Source organism: Ensifer sp. ZNC0028, from assembly GCF_000799055.1.
In the GTDB taxonomy this organism is placed as follows: Bacteria; Pseudomonadota; Alphaproteobacteria; order Rhizobiales; family Rhizobiaceae; genus Ensifer.
In genome coordinates, this window is record NZ_JTLA01000060.1 from 1 (window position 1) to 14,502 (window position 14,502).

17 protein-coding genes are annotated in these 14,502 nt (G+C 64.6%); 8 read left to right on the forward strand and 9 right to left on the reverse strand.

Annotated features, from left to right (window positions below; all coding sequences use genetic code 11):
* Nucleotides 1–86: 86 nt before the first annotated feature.
* Entirely contained in the window at nucleotides 87–542 is a 456-nt protein-coding gene (locus L981_RS14200) for a MarR family winged helix-turn-helix transcriptional regulator (RefSeq protein WP_052201801.1), read from the reverse strand.
* Between the two features lie 84 nt (nucleotides 543–626).
* Here L981_RS14200 and L981_RS14205 point away from each other — a divergent pair, with 84 nt between their 5' ends.
* The 3 genes from L981_RS14205 (at nucleotide 627) to L981_RS14215 (ending at nucleotide 3,612) form a co-directional block, all read left to right on the forward strand.
* A complete protein-coding gene (locus L981_RS14205; protein WP_156134086.1) occupies nucleotides 627–1,298 on the forward strand; it encodes a glutathione S-transferase family protein in 672 nt (223 codons plus the stop codon).
* A 93-nt stretch (nucleotides 1,299–1,391) separates the two neighbouring features.
* Nucleotides 1,392–2,270 carry an MBL fold metallo-hydrolase gene (locus tag L981_RS14210; RefSeq protein WP_245281633.1) on the forward strand — a complete coding sequence of 293 codons (879 nt, stop codon included), beginning with the start codon at nucleotides 1,392–1,394 and terminating at the stop codon, nucleotides 2,268–2,270.
* A gap of 88 nt (nucleotides 2,271–2,358) precedes the next feature.
* Nucleotides 2,359–3,612: an aminopeptidase gene (locus L981_RS14215; RefSeq protein ID WP_043617044.1), complete on the forward strand. Its 1,254-nt coding sequence runs from the start codon at nucleotides 2,359–2,361 to the stop codon at nucleotides 3,610–3,612.
* Between the two features lie 90 nt (nucleotides 3,613–3,702).
* Here the strand turns inward: L981_RS14215 and L981_RS14220 are convergent, their stop codons facing one another.
* The 3 genes from L981_RS14220 to L981_RS14230 form a co-directional block, all read right to left on the reverse strand.
* On the reverse strand, nucleotides 3,703–4,101 hold the full coding sequence (locus tag L981_RS14220) for a VOC family protein (protein ID WP_043617047.1): 399 nt from the start codon (nucleotides 4,099–4,101) through the stop codon (nucleotides 3,703–3,705).
* 21 nt (nucleotides 4,102–4,122) lie between these two features.
* Nucleotides 4,123–4,752, reverse strand: coding sequence for an RNA polymerase sigma factor (locus L981_RS14225; protein WP_043617050.1), 630 nt, complete (start codon nucleotides 4,750–4,752; stop codon nucleotides 4,123–4,125).
* Between the two features lie 72 nt (nucleotides 4,753–4,824).
* Nucleotides 4,825–5,703, reverse strand: a complete 879-nt coding sequence (locus tag L981_RS14230) for an EamA family transporter (RefSeq protein WP_043617053.1) — start codon at nucleotides 5,701–5,703, stop codon at nucleotides 4,825–4,827.
* Between the two features lie 89 nt (nucleotides 5,704–5,792).
* Between L981_RS14230 and L981_RS14235 the strand changes: the two genes are divergently transcribed.
* Entirely contained in the window at nucleotides 5,793–6,287 is a 495-nt protein-coding gene (locus L981_RS14235) for a MarR family winged helix-turn-helix transcriptional regulator (RefSeq protein ID WP_156134088.1), read from the forward strand.
* Nucleotides 6,288–6,293: 6 nt separating this feature from the next.
* Here L981_RS14235 and L981_RS14240 read toward each other — a convergent pair whose 3' ends face one another.
* From L981_RS14240 to L981_RS14255, 4 genes are all read right to left on the reverse strand, one after another.
* A complete protein-coding gene (locus tag L981_RS14240) occupies nucleotides 6,294–6,884 on the reverse strand; it encodes an NAD(P)H-dependent oxidoreductase (protein ID WP_043617057.1) in 591 nt (196 codons plus the stop codon).
* A gap of 133 nt (nucleotides 6,885–7,017) precedes the next feature.
* Nucleotides 7,018–7,602, reverse strand: a complete 585-nt coding sequence (locus tag L981_RS14245; protein WP_052201795.1) for a chloramphenicol phosphotransferase CPT family protein — start codon at nucleotides 7,600–7,602, stop codon at nucleotides 7,018–7,020.
* Between the two features lie 66 nt (nucleotides 7,603–7,668).
* Nucleotides 7,669–9,273: an exodeoxyribonuclease VII large subunit gene (xseA, locus tag L981_RS14250; RefSeq protein ID WP_043617212.1), complete on the reverse strand. Its 1,605-nt coding sequence runs from the start codon at nucleotides 9,271–9,273 to the stop codon at nucleotides 7,669–7,671.
* 73 nt (nucleotides 9,274–9,346) lie between these two features.
* Nucleotides 9,347–11,128 (reverse strand): hypothetical protein, encoded by a 1,782-nt coding sequence (locus L981_RS14255; protein ID WP_245281630.1) that lies wholly within the window; start codon nucleotides 11,126–11,128, stop codon nucleotides 9,347–9,349.
* 176 nt (nucleotides 11,129–11,304) lie between these two features.
* Here L981_RS14255 and L981_RS14260 point away from each other — a divergent pair, with 176 nt between their 5' ends.
* From L981_RS14260 to L981_RS14275, 4 genes are read left to right on the forward strand one after another with little or no spacing between them, the layout of a single operon-like run.
* Complete coding sequence (locus L981_RS14260; protein ID WP_052201802.1) at nucleotides 11,305–12,339, forward strand: glycosyltransferase family 2 protein; 1,035 nt, start codon at nucleotides 11,305–11,307, stop codon at nucleotides 12,337–12,339.
* The gene (locus tag L981_RS14265) at nucleotides 12,336–13,043 is read left to right on the forward strand and encodes a bifunctional 2-polyprenyl-6-hydroxyphenol methylase/3-demethylubiquinol 3-O-methyltransferase UbiG (protein ID WP_043617060.1); all 708 of its coding nucleotides are present in this window, start codon (nucleotides 12,336–12,338) and stop codon (nucleotides 13,041–13,043) included. The genes L981_RS14260 and L981_RS14265 overlap by 4 nt, the downstream gene beginning before the upstream one ends.
* A gap of 3 nt (nucleotides 13,044–13,046) precedes the next feature.
* On the forward strand, nucleotides 13,047–13,415 hold the full coding sequence (locus tag L981_RS14270; RefSeq protein ID WP_245281632.1) for a transporter: 369 nt from the start codon (nucleotides 13,047–13,049) through the stop codon (nucleotides 13,413–13,415).
* Nucleotides 13,416–13,432: 17 nt separating this feature from the next.
* Nucleotides 13,433–13,642 (forward strand): hypothetical protein, encoded by a 210-nt coding sequence (locus L981_RS14275; RefSeq protein WP_043617063.1) that lies wholly within the window; start codon nucleotides 13,433–13,435, stop codon nucleotides 13,640–13,642.
* Nucleotides 13,643–13,646: 4 nt separating this feature from the next.
* Here L981_RS14275 and L981_RS14280 read toward each other — a convergent pair whose 3' ends face one another.
* A complete protein-coding gene (locus L981_RS14280; RefSeq protein WP_043617066.1) occupies nucleotides 13,647–14,426 on the reverse strand; it encodes a helix-turn-helix domain-containing protein in 780 nt (259 codons plus the stop codon).
* Nucleotides 14,427–14,502: the final 76 nt, after the last annotated feature.

Consider the following 14,502-nt stretch of genomic DNA (forward strand, 5'->3'; position numbering starts at 1 on the left):
GGGGAGAGGGTTAGGGTGAGGGGCCATCCAAGCGCGGCGATCACCATCCGACTGTCCGCCGTCACGCTCTCCTTGAGTTGCAACGCCTACCTCAACTTCGCCAGCAACGCCGCCAGTTGCCGTGCCTCCCCCTCGCTCAATCTCGCTCCGACATGCGACTCGATCGACGGGCCATAGGTTAGCCACATACGCGCGCGCATCGCCCTTCCGGCCTCGGTGACGACAACCCATTGGCCGCGACCGTCGGCGTCGAAGGCTTCGCGACGGACCAACCCCTCTTTGACCAGGCGATCGATCAGGCGGGAGAGATTGTATTGGGCGAGCAGCGTGCGCGCCTCGATCTCGAAGGGCCGCAGCCTGCCGTCTTCCGCCTGAACCAGTTCCCACAACACGTCGTACCAGCCAAGCGGTGGCAGGCTGGCCGCCTTGAAATCGGCCTCGATCCGAGCAAGCACGCACTCCCGTGCGCGCATCAGCCCTATCCAGGCCGCGGTCGTTTCAGGACCAGGGCCCCTTTCGTCGATTTTTGTCTCTTTGCTCATAGATGCAATTACATCCATCTTGAAAGTCGAAGCAAGTCCACATACATGCATATGCATCTACTTTTCTTCAACCGGGAGATCGCCATGCTTACCCTCGTCAGCCACCATCTCTGCCCCTACGTGCAGCGCGCCTCGATAGCGCTCGACGAAAAAGGCGTTCGCTTCGAGCGAACCTATATCGACCTCAAGGCCAAGCCCGACTGGTTCCTGAAGATTTCGCCGCTCGGCAAGGTGCCGCTGCTGCAGGTGCCGCAGCCGGGCGGCGAAGCGGTGCTGTTCGAAAGCTCCGTCATCGCCGAATATGTCGAGGAAAGCCAAGCCGGCCCGAAGCTTCACCCGCAAGATGCGCTGGAGCGCGCCCGTCATCGCGGCTGGATGGAATTCGGCTCGTCGATCCTTTCTGATCTCTGGGGTTTCGAGACGGCCCGGGACCAGGAGACCTACGAGCAGAAACGTCAGGCGGTCGCCGGCAAGTTTGCGACCATGGAAGCGGCACTTGGCGAAGGCCCCTACTTTGCCGGCACACAATTTTCTCTCGTCGATGCGGTCTTTGCGCCGGTCTTCCGTTACTTCGATCTCTTCGACACGCTCGCCGACCATGGCATTTTCGACGGGCTCGATCGTGTCAACGCCTGGCGCAAAGCGCTCGCCGAGCGACCAAGCGTCAAGGCAGCCGTCACGCCGGACTACGGTGAGCGGCTGATGACGTTCCTCAGGGAGCACGACGCCTATCTGCTGCGCGCCGGGCAGGCATAACGAAAAGGGCGAGATCATGCCGTCCTTCAGTTTGGCGCGCGCCTGCTCTATGACAGGGCGTAAGCCATGCTGGAGGAGCGCATTGTGACGGACATGACCTCGACCCTGACGATCCTTGAGCCCTACCCCGGCGTCTATGCCTATTATGACGGGCGCGTTGCCGGGGTGCGGCTCTATTCAGAGGCGGCGAACTGGCTCGATGACGGCGCCTACGAACTCGGCGTTGCCTCCTATGCCATCGTCGACGGTCGCGAGGCCCTGGTCTACGACACGCACATCTCGCTCGATCACGCCCGGGCGATCCGCAACCACCTCGAAAGCCTTGGCGTCACCACGATCCGCGTCGTGCTCAGCCATTGGCACAAGGACCACGTGGCCGGAAATGCCGTCTTTGCCGATTGCGAGATCATCGCGCTCAGGCTGACGGGACAGAAACTTGAAGAAAACCGCGAGAAGATCGAAGCCGCGACGCCGCCGATCCAGCCGCTCGTCATGCCGAGCCGGCTGTTCGACGAGACGCTTCTGCTGACCGTCGGGACGCGGCCGGTGGAACTGCACCACTTCGCCATCCATAGCGCCGACGGCAACGTGATCTGGCTGCCCGAGGAAAAGTTGCTGCTGGCCGGCGATACGCTCGAGGATACGACGACTTTTATCAGCGAGGCCGATCAGACCGCGACGCACATCGCCGAACTCATGCGCCTGCGGCAATGGCCGATTGCTCGGATTCTGCCCGCCCATGGCGACCGCGAACGCATCGCCAGCGGCGGCTACGGGCCGGACCTGATCGACGCCAATTGCGGCTATATCGAGCGGCTGACGCAGGCGATCGCGACCGGTGCTGACACCGGCACGCTCAAGGAATTCGCCGCCGAGGAGATCGCCTCCGGCGCGATCCTCTATTTCGCGCCGTACGAAGCCGTGCACAGGAGCAATGTTGAGCGGGTGCGTGCGGCCATCGGCGCGCGCTGATTGCACTAAACCTCCCGGGCTCAGCCTTCATTTTCGCCGCAAAGCGCTCTAAGTCTTCTTCTTCCGATTTCAGAAAGACAGGTAGATCATGACCTTTCCCGCCAATACGCCCGACCCGATCGACCCGGTGAAACTCGACAAGCTCGCGGAAGTCGCGATCCAGGTCGGCCTGCAGCTTCAGCGCGGTCAGGACCTTGTCATGACTGCGCCGGTCGCGGCGATGCCGCTTGTTCGCCTGATCACCAAGCACGCCTACAAGGCCGGTGCAGGCCTCGTGACGACGCTCTATTCGGACGAGGGCACGACGCTTTCGCGCTACGCCTATGCACCGGACGAGAGCTTCGACCGGGCGAGCGACTGGCTGTTCAAGGGCATGGCCGAGGCTTTTGCCGGTGGTGCGGCGCGGCTTGCAATCTCCGGCGACAACCCGATGATGCTATCGGCGCAGGATCCGGCCAAGGTGGCGCGCGCCAACAAGGCGAACTCGATCGCCTACAAGCCGGCGCTCGAAAAGATCTCGAATTTCGACATCAACTGGAACATCGTTTCCTACCCGAACCCGTCCTGGGCGAAGCTCGTCTTCCCGAATGATCCGGAAGAGGTTGCCGTCGAGAAGCTCGCCAACGCCATCTTCGCCGCCTCGCGCGTCGACGTCGCCGACCCGGTCGCCGCCTGGAAGGAGCACAACGCCAACCTCGCCCGGCGCTCGGCCTGGCTGAACGGCGAACGTTTTGCCGCGCTGCACTTTACCGGCCCCGGCACCGACCTGACCGTCGGATTGGCCGACGGGCATCTCTGGTGCGGCGGCGCGTCGGAAGCCAAGAACGGCGTCACCTGCAACCCGAACATCCCGACCGAGGAAGTGTTCACGACGCCGCATGCGCTGCGTGTCGAAGGCCATGTCTCCTCGACCAAGCCGCTGTCGCACCAGGGCACGCTGATCGACAACATCCAGGTGCGCTTCGAGGGCGGTCGGATCGTCGAGGCCAAGGCCTCGCGCGGCGAGGAAGTGCTGAACAAGGTGCTCGATACCGACGAAGGCGCGCGCCGGCTCGGCGAAGTGGCGCTGGTGCCGCATTCCTCGCCGATCTCGGCCAGCGGCATCCTGTTCTACAACACGCTGTTCGACGAAAACGCGTCCTGCCACATCGCACTCGGCCAGTGCTACTCCGGCTGCTTCGTCGACGACACCAAGCTGACACCTGACCAGATCCGCGCCCAGGGCGGCAATTCCAGCCTCATTCACATCGACTGGATGATCGGTTCGGGCCAGGTCGACATCGACGGCGTGCGCGTCGATGGTAGCCGCGTTCCTGTCATGCGAAAGGGTGAATGGGCCTGATCACGGCCCCTCCCCGGTCTCGTCCGACCTGAAAGGCTTGTGGCCGCCGCAACACATGCGGCGGCCTTTTCTATAGGGGAAACGGCCCCTTCAGCCGTTGGCAGCCCGCTTCAGGCGCGGCATCTCCGCCGATTGGTAGAGCGACAGGACGTGGCCATCGGGATCGGCGAATTCTGCCGACCAGCCGCCGGGCGCATGGCTCACCGGCGTGACGATGGTGGTTCCCTTTTCAGCGAGGCCGCCCACGACATCGTCGATACCGCCCTCGGCGAGATCGAACACGACGATCGGCGTGTTGCCCGGCTTGCTTTCCGCGACGAAGAAGATCAACTCGACCTCGTCTTCTATCTTGGCCATCAGCCAGGCGCCGGCTTCGTCGTCCTCCATGCGCTGGACGTTGAGACCCAGAACATCACGGTAGAAGGCTTCCGTCCGGGCAAGTTCCGAGACGAAGTAGCAGATGGCCCCGATACGTGGTTTCGACAGCATTGGTTGCTTCCTTTTTGCTTGTTACGCCGGCTTGTTGCCGCCGGTTGCCGTTTCGTGAGACGCGCGCGGTGAAAAATTGACCGCGAAGAGATGTCCATCCGGATCGTGGCTGGCAAAGGCGGCGCGGCCGCTCCGCGTGATCGGCAACAGCGCCTGGCGGATGCGGCCGCTTTCGAGCGGATAGCGAAGCCCGGACAGCTCCAGATTGGTCTCGACATGGCCGGCATCACGCCAGGCCCGGCGCAGCATCAGGATGCGCTGGCGCAGCGCTTCATCGGATATGCCAAGGAGGTGACGGATTTCGAGGCGATTGTGGCCGGCGATCGCCAGCAGCATCACGATCCTGAGGCTGGGGGAAAGCGTGGCGGCGAAGGCGAGCGGATCGGCGGAACTGGCGTCTTCCGCTTCTGGGATATCAAGCTGCTGCTCCCGGCGAAGTCGGCGAGCGGCAGTACGCGCCTGCATCGCTGCGAGCTTGCGGAGAACGCCGCAGAACCAGGCACGATCGCCGCCGGTCGGAAAACGCCCTGCCTTGAGCGCCACGATCAGCGCCTCATGCAGCAAATCCTCCGCTTCGGCCGCGCGGCGGGTCTGGCGCCTGGCGAAACGGAGGAGGTCAAAATAGTGCGCCGGCGTCAGGTGCTCGGTCATTGCGGCATGCGCTTCTTGCGAGTTGAGGTCCCGGCAATGTGAAGCGCATGCCCTGTGGTTGCAAGCCCACACTCAAGCGCGGGCCGGTCGCACCTTCGGGGCGAGTTGCGCGCGCTGGCTCAGCCAGACGCTGAGGAAGACGACGAGGATGCCGAGCGCCTGCACCGGCGTCAGTTGCTCGCCGAGCACGCCCCAGCCGAGCAGGATGGCGACGACGGGGCTTAAGAAACCGAGCGGCGACACGGCAGAGGGCTCGAGGCGCGAGAGGCCGCGGAACCAGAGCAGATAGGTGAAGGCGGCGCCGATCAGGCCGAGATAGGCAAGACCGAGGACGTTGGCCGTGGTCAGCGGCGGCAGCGACGGCTCGAAGAACAGCGCCACCGGCACGAGCATGAGGCCACCGGCCGCCAATTGCCAGGCGGTGAAGGTGAGCGGTGGCACCGGCGGCGCCCAGTGGCGGCTGAGCACCGTGCCGAAGGCCATGGAAACGGCGCCGGCGAGACCGGCGAGCACCCCGAGCGGATCGAGCGCGGCGCCGGGCGTAAGCACCAGCAGGGCAACGCCGGCGATGCCCGCAAGGCCGGCGACGACGCTGAGCAGACGGATCGGCGAGCCCAGGAAGACGCGCGACAGGAGGATGACGATCAGCGGCTGTACGGCACCGACCGTGGCGGCGACGCCGCCCGGCAGCCTGTAAGCCGAAACGAAGAGCATCGCCCAGAAGAAGGAAAAGTTGAGCGCGCCGAGCACGAAGGTGCGCGGCCACCAGATGCCTTCCGGCAACCGCCGGACGATGAGGAGCAGGAGCAGCCCCGCCGGAAGCGCCCGCAGCATGGCGACCGTCAGCGGATAGCCGGACGGCAGGAACTGCGTGGTGACGAGGTAGGTGCTGCCCCAAATGGCCGGTGCCAGAGCGGTCAAGGCAAGGTCGACGGTGCGGTTCGAGCTCATATCTTTACCTCAAGAATCTCTATATCAAGATAAAGTGAGGATAACGCGGTTTATCTCTAAGTCAAGATACTCTATGCTGAGATAAATGCATGGAGGTATTGATGGATCGCGTCGACAGGATTTTGGCCCAATGGCACCGGGAGCGGCCGGACCTCGATGTTTCGGCCATGGGCCTGCTTGGCCGGCTCTCACGGGTTTCGACACATATCGCCCGCGAAATCGAGAAGTCGTTTTCCGAGCGCGGATTGAATGCGTCGAGCTTCGACGTGCTTGCGACACTCCGTCGGTCCGGACCGCCCTATCGGCTTTCGCCCGGAGACCTTCTGGATACGACCATGGTCAGCTCCGGCACCATGACGAACCGTATCGATCAACTTGAAAAGGCCGGGCTCGTGGAACGGATCGCCAATCCCGAGGACAGGCGGGGGGTGATCATCGCTTTGACGGACGAGGGCTTGCGCCGTGTCGACGAGGCCGCGACCGCGCATGTGGCCAACCAGCATCGCGTCGTTTCCGCGCTGTCGCCCGAGGAACGCTTGGTGCTCAACGCACTGCTGCGCAAATATCTCGCGACGTTCGAGTAGCCGCGATCACAGACTGGAGGCAAGCCGGCGGACACGCTCCAGATGCGCCTTGCGCTTGACGTCGGTCGCCCGGTCCATGTCGTGCAGCGCCAGCATGCGGAAGTTCAGCCCCTTGGCGCAGAAGGCGGCGATGCCGCGCCTCAAAAGCCGCTTCACCGGATTGCCCATGTAGAGATGCACCACCCACCAGGGCGAGCCGGTCGTCGTCAGCGCCCAGAAGAGCTTGATGTTGTGGAGCCGCGGAATGATGCGGCCGCCGGCCGGGTCGTTGTCGAAGGCGACGCCCGGGGCAAAGACGCGATCGAAGAAGCCCTTCAGGATCGCCGGAAAATTGAACCACCATTGCGGAAAGACGAGCACCAGCCCGTCGGCCGCCTGCAGCCGCGCGATCCAATCTGCAGCGCCTGAGCGATCATAGGCGTCGGTGAAGTAGCTTCCACGCTCGACAACGGTGAGACGCGGATCGAAATCCTCGCGATAGAGGTCGAGCAAGTCGACCGAATGGCCGTTCGCCTCCAAGGCGGCGCGCGCCTGACGCGCCACGCTTGCGGCAAAACTGTCTTCGAGCGGGTGAGCAAGCACGAGCAGGATGCGCATCCGGCGTTCCCTAACATATCGATCTGGATTCAAGATCCGTAGCTGGGAAAATGAGCTGAAAAATCAACCGAATACAATGCTGTTTTTCGCGAGCGACGAGCGCCACCGAAGAAGGATAGCCGGCTCACTGTTCTTAGACCTGGGATTTCCCCGATCCTGCCCGCGCCTCCAGCGCCAGTGAGTCGAAGGCGGAGGGCGAGCAGCGCACAGACCAGGCGGATATCAACTGAGCGGCGGCGTCCTCGGCGGCCTGCCCCGGACCGAGCTCCAGATCGTAACGTTGTCCGAAGTGAATGCGGTGAAAATCATCCGCGGCGCTGCCAATCGGCCGGTCGGCGCGAAGCCGCTCGCGCCGGACCAGTTCGTCGAGTTCACAGTGAAGCGCGACAAAGAACACGTCGAACGGCTGAAACATCACCGCGAGCTCAGACGCCCAGCCGGGCTCCTCGAGAATGTGCTCCAGCAGGAGATTGTTGCCGGCTGACGCATAGGCAACCAGCGAGCGGTGGAACCCGTCGAAGAAGCGCGCCCGGTGTTCCTTCCAGCGAAAATCGCCGAGGCGGAACCGTTCCATCGGCACCGTTCCCGAATCGCGAAGATGGTCGATCGAGACGTGCCAGAACGGTTCGCCGATCTGCGCCTGGACCGCCCGCGCCAGCGTCGATTTTCCGCTGCTGGAGGCCCCGTGGATGAAGATAATCTTGGCTCGCTCGACCATGCCGGGCTCCGTCGCTCTCTTGGGAACGCTGGCGTTACGCCGTCGCCATGACAGCGGGATGACGCGCTAGAACAGGTTGCCCTGTTTCGGCGGGTCCCCCGCCGGCTCTGCGGGCTTCGTCTGCTTCTTGCGCGGCGCCGTCGGCGGAGAAGCCGGCTCGCCCTCGCCTTCGCCGGCAATGGCCGAAACGCGACCGTCGGCAAATTCCAGGCTGAGCGTCATGCCAACCGAGACGGACGCAGCCTGGCGCACCGGCCCGCCTTCGGCGTCACGCACCAGTGCAAAGCCGCGCTGCAGGACGTTGCGATAGGAAAGCGACTGCAGGATGCGGTCCTGGGCGACGATGACGCTGCGCAGGCGGCGCACGTCGGCGCGCACGGCCGCATCGGACCGGGCCGCAAGGCCGGCGACGCGATCGGATGCCCGATGGATCTGGCCGATGAGGCGCGAAGGCAAGGCGCGCAATGCAGCGTCCGCCGCCGAAACCCGCGCCTCGCCCCGATGCACCTGCCGCTCGACGATGCGGTCGGCCTTGTTCATGGCGTCGGCCAGGCGCTGGCGGCGCTCGGAAAGCTTGCCCTTGAGAAGATCGGCACGCAACTCGGCAGAAACGCGCTCGAACTGGCGCCGCTTGTTGGCCGTGTTCATCGTGAGGCCGCGCCCGAGCCCGAGGGCGGCTTCGTCGAAGCGCCGGCGCGGCAACGCCAGCAACTGGTCGAGCGACGGCAGAGCCCGTGCGAGCGCCCGCACCGCCTGGCGGCGATTGTCCATCTGGCGGCCGACGGCAGACTTGAGGCGGGCCGACAGGCCGGAGAGACCGGCTTCGAGATCGGCCCTGACTGGCACTGCCATTTCGGCAGCACCCGTCGGCGTCGGCGCACGCTGGTCGGCGGCATAGTCGATCAGCGTCCAGTCGGTCTCGTGGCCGACGGCGGAAATCAATGGGATCTCGGAGGCCGCGGCTGCGCGCACGACGGCCTCGTCGTTGAAGCCCCAGAGGTCTTCGAGGCTACCGCCACCACGCGCAACGATCAGCACATCCGGCCGCGCAATCGGCCCGCCGGGCTCGAGCGCGTTGAAGCCGTGGATCGCCGCTGCCACCTCGTCACCCGAGCCATCGCCCTGCACCCGAACCGGCCAGACGACGACATGGACGGGAAAGCGATCGGCAATGCGATGCAGGATGTCGCGGATGACGGCACCGGTCGGCGACGTCACGACACCGATCACCTTGGGCATATAGGGCAACGGCCTCTTGCGATTGGTGTCGAACAGCCCTTCGGCCGCAAGCTTGCGCTTGCGCTCTTCGAGCAGCGCCATCAGCGCGCCGACGCCGGCCGGTTCCATCGTCTCGATGACGATCTGATACTTCGACGAGCCGGGGAAGGTCGTGACCTTGCCGGTCGCGATCACCTCCATGCCCTCTTCCGGACGGAAGCGCAGCCGCGAGAAGGTGCCCTTCCAGATCACCGCGTCGATGCGCGCGCGGTCGTCCTTGAGCGCGAAGTAGGCGTGGCCCGAGGAATGCGGGCCGCGATAGCCGGAGATCTCGCCGCGCACGCGCACCTGGTCGAAGGCCTGTTCGACCGTTCGCTTGATCGAGCCCGAAAGCTCGGACACCGAATATTCAGTGAGGTTGCTCGGAGAATCGTTGTCGAAGAAAGAGGCCATTGCCTCTTTTACCGCACCCTTCGCCGAAGGCCAGCACATCCCTCACGCTTTCCACGCGCCAGGGGCGTGGCGCTCAAGGCGACAGCGTGTAGAGCCGGATGGGCGAGCCTTCCGACACCGGCAGGGGCGTCAGAAACGCCGGCACACGCCCGGCGGCGAGGTCGGCATAGAGACCATCGGGAGCACGGGCAGCTATGATCTGCGTTTGCACGTCGACGGCGCAGAAGGCGAGCACCGGCTGGCCGAGCTGGTGCAACAGGACGGCTGCGGCTTCAGGCTCGGCCAGGCCGATCTTCAGCTCGCGAAGCATGCCGGCGGCATTGCGATGATAGGGAGCGCTGAGCACGCGGTGTTCGGTGCGGCGAAGCAGTGTCGCGCCGATATCCGACGGTCCGACGACCAGCGACGGCGCAAGCCGCTCAATATCGGCAAGCGCGACGTCGCTCAGGCACGCCTCGCCGTTGGTGACCACTCTTTCTGCCGCAGCAAACCCGTTGATCCCCTTTTCTGCAAGCGTTCCGGCGATGGCCCACGTCGCCGGAACGGAAACGAGCAGGGCGCCGACATAGAGAAGGGAGGCGCGGGCCCCAGCCGTTCCGCCGCCCGACCGCGCGCGCAGATCGGCCAGCAGCAGCGCCATCGGCACGATGGCGAGCAGGTTGGAGAATGCCATGCCGCGGACCTGGACAAGCGCGATCGCCAGGCTCGAAAACACCAGGGCCAGGAGCACGAGATGGAGATCGACCCGGTCGCGACGCCAGATGCGCCAGAGGCAGATCGCCGAGGCAAAGGCGCCGGTGAAATAGTAAGCGCCGATATTGGTCGGCTCCTGCGCAGCAATGAGCGCAACGGAACGGGCTTCGGAGACCTGGTCGAGCCAGAGTTCGACGAGCAACGGATCGAGACCGGCCAGCGGATTGCCGAGGCATTGCGGCGCCACCGCCAGGGCGACCGCGACAACGCCGAGACCGCAGAGAGCGAGCGCGCCGAAGCGCAGCGCCGGCGCGCGGTGGCTGACCGTGACGGCCGCGAGCGCCAGAAGGACGCCGCCGGTCAACGCCAGCGAATAGAAGGCGATCGAGAGATTGTCGCAGGTCGCGACGAAATAGAGGCGCGGCGGCACGGTCGAAAAGAAGATGACGCTGAGGCCCGTTGCCAGCGACAGGCCGAAGGCGACGGTCGCGCGGGCGGCCGGTTGGCCGGCCCAGAGCCATTGGCAGGCAACGATGGCGCAGACGACGGCCACGAACGGCGTGGTTTCGGCACCGACGGCGATCGCGATGGCTGCCGCCACTCCGGCAAGCGCATAGTTCAGGGCACGATACCGGCGATCGACGAGCATGGCCACCATGACCGCAGCCAGCACCAGTTGCACATTGTGGTGGTCGATCGCTCCTCCGAGGAAGCGGTTCGAGGTGGCGATGAAGATCGCAGTCAGCCCCAGGCAGAAATGCATGGCGGCCGTGCCGCCGGCCCGGCGTCCGGCGAGCCCCATCGCCGCCAGCAGCGCAACCGCGAGCGCCATCGGCCAGATCGCCAGCGCCAGGACTTCCGCCTGCGCCACGCCGACAAAGGGCCGGAACAAGGACATGAGCCCGGCGATCGGCAGGTCGATCAGGCGCGACCAATGCATCAGCGTTCCGCCCTCGAGCCCCAGGCGGAGCTGCATCAGGTCGAACCAGCTCTGGCCGGCAAGGAGATCGCGCACCTCGACCAGGCGCATGGCATCGTCATTGTCGCGGCCGAGATAATCCGGTGCCCGCATGAACTGGGTGACGAGGAAAAGAACCGTGGGCACGCCATAGGCGAGCACCATCCACAGGAGGTTCGACGAGAACCGTCGCTGCCTGGGCATCGCCGCCATTTCCGGTAGTGCTGCCGTGCCGCCCGACATAGGTCTCCGCCCCTCTTGATCGCGCGGAGCTTACGCCCCTGCGATCAAGAAAGCGTAAAGCGCGCGGCAGCGGCGCATGCCGCTTGGACCGCCCCGCGCGGCGCACCTTGGCACCTTGTTAACACCCTGATCCTATGATGGCGCGATCCAACAGCAACCGAGCCACTTTGATGTTCGACCGCTTCAACATCGCCGTTCTCCTGCCTTGCTACAACGAAGCATCGACCATCGGACAGGTGGTCCAGGGTTTCCAGACGGCACTGCCGACGGCACGCATCTACGTCTATGACAACAACTCGACCGACGGCACCGCGCTGAAGGCGATGCTCGCCGGCGCGACCGTTGTGCGTGAACGCCGGCAGGGCAAGGGGCACGTGGTGCGCCGCATGCTCGCCGACATCGACGCCGACATCTACGTCATGGCGGACGGCGACAGCACCTATTGCCCGACCGATGCGGAAGACCTGATCCGCACCCTGATCACCGAGCGCGCCGACATGGTGGTCGGCACACGACGCGGGGTTCACGACGACGCCGGCCGGCAGGGCCACGCCTTCGGCAACAGGCTCTTCAACATTCTGTACCGGGAAATTTTCGGCACCGATTTCAACGACATCTTCTCCGGTTACCGCGTACTCTCGCGGCGCTTTGCCAAGAGCTTCCCGGCCATTTCCAACGGCTTCGAAATCGAGACGGAGATGTCGGTCCATGCCTCGCGTCTCAAGTTGCCGGTCGCAGAGCTTGAACTGGACTATGGCCGGCGCCCGGAAGGGTCACATTCCAAGCTGTCGACCTACAAGGACGGCGCCAAGATCCTCTGGACCTTCGCGATGCTCATGAAGGAAACGCGGCCCTTCACGTTCTTCGGCGTGATCGCCATGGCCTTCTTTGCGACGAGCATCGGCTTCATGATGCCCGTCCTGCTCGAGTATTTCGCGACCGGGCTCGTGCCGCGCATGCCCACCTGGGTCTTTGCGCTAGCCATGCTGATGATGTCCATCATCACGTTCACGGCAGGCCTGATCCTCGATTCGGTCTCGCGCGCCCGCACCGAGCAGCTCCGGCTGCACTACATCGCGACCCCTTCGCGGGCCATGCCGGTCGAAAGCGTCGACATCCAGGAGGCCGGATTGCAGTCGGCACCACACATTGTGCGGGAGCGCCGCGGATGAACCGGGAAACGACCAATCGCATACGCTTCCTGATCGAGGACGTCATTCCACCGATCCTCAGGGATTCGCGCCTGTTCAAGGGCATGGCGAGCCTCGCCTGGGGCAAGCACATCGCGCATCTCGCCGACTTTCGCGCACGGGCGCCGTTCCTGTCGGCGAACGAGTATGAGGACCTCTACCGGCAGCATCCCCGGGTGCACGAGGGAACGGACAATTCCGAAGCCTGCGTGCGCAAGATCGCGGCAAGCGTCGTCGGCGACAGCGTCTGCGACGTCGGTTGCGGCACCGGTGTTCTCTTGAAGCGGATCCGGGAGACCAAGCCTGGCCTCACGCGCCTCGCCGGTGTCGACTTCGCCATCGACGATGCGGCGCGGATCGAAGGCATCGAATATCACGCCGCGATGATCGAAGACCTGCCCTTTGCCGACGGCGAATTCGACACGGTCGTCTGCACGCATGTGATCGAGCACATCCTCGACTATCGCAAGGCAATCGCCGAGCTTCGCCGGATTACCCGCCGGCGGCTGATCATCGTCGTGCCGCGAGAGCGCGAATATCGCTACACCTTCAATCCGCACTTCAATTTCTTCCCCTATACCCACTCCTTCCTGCGGGCGATGCATCCGGTTCCAGCAGCGCATACATGTGTCGATATCGGCCGCGACATCTTCTATCGCGAAGACAGAACTGCCGCGGCGGAGTGAGGCATGGCGATGAACCTCAATCTCGCACCCACCGTCTGGTTCGGGCTGTTTTTCACCCCGGTGCTGATCTCGGCCGGGCAGATCCTCTTCAAGTTGACAAGCGCGAAGACCGGGAACGCCAGTGCCCAGGGGCTTCTGGCCTTGGCCCTCAGCCCGACCCTGCTGATCGCGCTCGCCGTCTATGGTATCGGCACGATCATCTGGATCTTCACGATCAAGTCGGTGCCCCTGACGATCGCCTATTCCTTCATGGCGCTCACCTTCTGCATCGTGCCGCTGCTCGCCGCCGTCTTTCTCGGCGAGGCGGTGACGCTGCGCTACGCCTTCGGCGCCGCGCTGATCATCAGCGGCATGATCATCATCAACTCCTAAGGGGAGAGGCGGCCCTCATGATCGTCACCGCATCCTTCGTCCTCGGCATTGCCATATGCGGCCTCAAATCCGCCCGCGCCTGCCTGTTTGCCGGCACGGGGCTGCTGGCGCTGGCCGGCGCAAACGGCGACTGGATCCAGGCGGCGGCAGCGATCGGCGCCTACAACATGGGCGTCGCGCTGATGATTTGCGGCGCAATCGCCATCGGCATCGAGCGCGACCGGTAGCCCGTCATCCCTTGCGTTCGAAGAACGCCCTGGTCTCCTCGTCCGCCGGAAAGAAGGATTCGATCAGCACGCCCTCGACCAGCGCATCCTGGGTCGAGCCGAAGGTCTGAAGCGTGGTGATGAAGCTCAAGCGCAGGCCGCCGATGTCGAGCTCGATCGGCAGCACCGGCAACCGGTCGGTGTCCGGATGGTTCTCGATCGCACGCGCCACGGCCGGATTGGACGCGGCTTTTTCCAGCCGCTTGCCGAGACGGCTGCGCGGACCCTGCAACCAGGCCTCGGTCCTGACCCGCTGCACCAGATCGGCGGCCGCGGCCTCCCAGTTGACGACCAGCTTGCGCACATTGTCGTTGCCAAGAAACGTGTCGAGGAAGTTCTCTCCCGGCTGGAACGGAATGTCGGCGGCAACAGCAAGGCTCGCCAGCGCCGGATTGACGACCAGCAGCGTATATTCGTGGTCGAGCACCAGCCCCGGATAGGGGTCGTGTCTCGCGAGAATCAGCCTGATGGCGTTGGCAACGACTGGCGGCATGGCGTCCAGCCCGGCGGCAGGCCGCGTCGCCATGCGCGGTCGATAGCCGGCTGCCGAAAACAGCGTGCCCTGATCGCGCGCCGGTACCTCCAGCACCGAGGCCAGCCGCAGGATCATACCCTCCGACGGCTTCGAGCGGCCGGTTTCGAGGAAAGACAGGTGGCGCGCCGAGATGCCGGCGGCAACCGCAAGATCAAGCTGGCTCATGCGGCGGTGCCCGCGCCATTCCTTCAGATGTTCGCCAAACTGCATGGGTCGTGATTCTCCGTTCTGCCGGAGAGTGGCGCGCGCGGCAGGTAAAATCCATTACCTCTGAGGTAATTGGCTC

Bases quoted from the DNA above. Each gene is read 5' to 3' on its own strand.
- L981_RS14205 (WP_156134086.1), top strand. From the start codon at position 627: ATGCTTACCCTCGTCAGCCACCATCTCTGCCCCTACGTGCAGCGCGCC.
- L981_RS14220 (WP_043617047.1), bottom strand. From the start codon at position 4,101: ATGCTGTCGAAACCACGTATCGGGGCCATCTGCTACTTCGTCTCGGAA.
- L981_RS14240 (WP_043617057.1), bottom strand. From the start codon at position 6,884: ATGCGCATCCTGCTCGTGCTTGCTCACCCGCTCGAAGACAGTTTTGCC.
- L981_RS14210 (WP_245281633.1), top strand. From the start codon at position 1,392: ATGACCTCGACCCTGACGATCCTTGAGCCCTACCCCGGCGTCTATGCC.
- L981_RS14230 (WP_043617053.1), bottom strand. From the start codon at position 5,703: ATGAGCTCGAACCGCACCGTCGACCTTGCCTTGACCGCTCTGGCACCG.
- L981_RS14260 (WP_052201802.1), top strand. From the start codon at position 11,305: ATGGCGCGATCCAACAGCAACCGAGCCACTTTGATGTTCGACCGCTTC.
- L981_RS14280 (WP_043617066.1), bottom strand. From the start codon at position 14,426: ATGCAGTTTGGCGAACATCTGAAGGAATGGCGCGGGCACCGCCGCATG.
- L981_RS14215 (WP_043617044.1), top strand. From the start codon at position 2,359: ATGACCTTTCCCGCCAATACGCCCGACCCGATCGACCCGGTGAAACTC.
- L981_RS14255 (WP_245281630.1), bottom strand. From the start codon at position 11,128: ATGCCCAGGCAGCGACGGTTCTCGTCGAACCTCCTGTGGATGGTGCTC.
- L981_RS14265 (WP_043617060.1), top strand. From the start codon at position 12,336: ATGAACCGGGAAACGACCAATCGCATACGCTTCCTGATCGAGGACGTC.
- L981_RS14270 (WP_245281632.1), top strand. From the start codon at position 13,047: ATGGCGATGAACCTCAATCTCGCACCCACCGTCTGGTTCGGGCTGTTT.
- xseA (WP_043617212.1), bottom strand. From the start codon at position 9,273: ATGGCCTCTTTCTTCGACAACGATTCTCCGAGCAACCTCACTGAATAT.
- L981_RS14225 (WP_043617050.1), bottom strand. From the start codon at position 4,752: ATGACCGAGCACCTGACGCCGGCGCACTATTTTGACCTCCTCCGTTTC.
- L981_RS14200 (WP_052201801.1), bottom strand. From the start codon at position 542: ATGAGCAAAGAGACAAAAATCGACGAAAGGGGCCCTGGTCCTGAAACG.
- L981_RS14235 (WP_156134088.1), top strand. From the start codon at position 5,793: ATGGAGGTATTGATGGATCGCGTCGACAGGATTTTGGCCCAATGGCAC.
- L981_RS14275 (WP_043617063.1), top strand. From the start codon at position 13,433: ATGATCGTCACCGCATCCTTCGTCCTCGGCATTGCCATATGCGGCCTC.
- L981_RS14245 (WP_052201795.1), bottom strand. From the start codon at position 7,602: ATGGTCGAGCGAGCCAAGATTATCTTCATCCACGGGGCCTCCAGCAGC.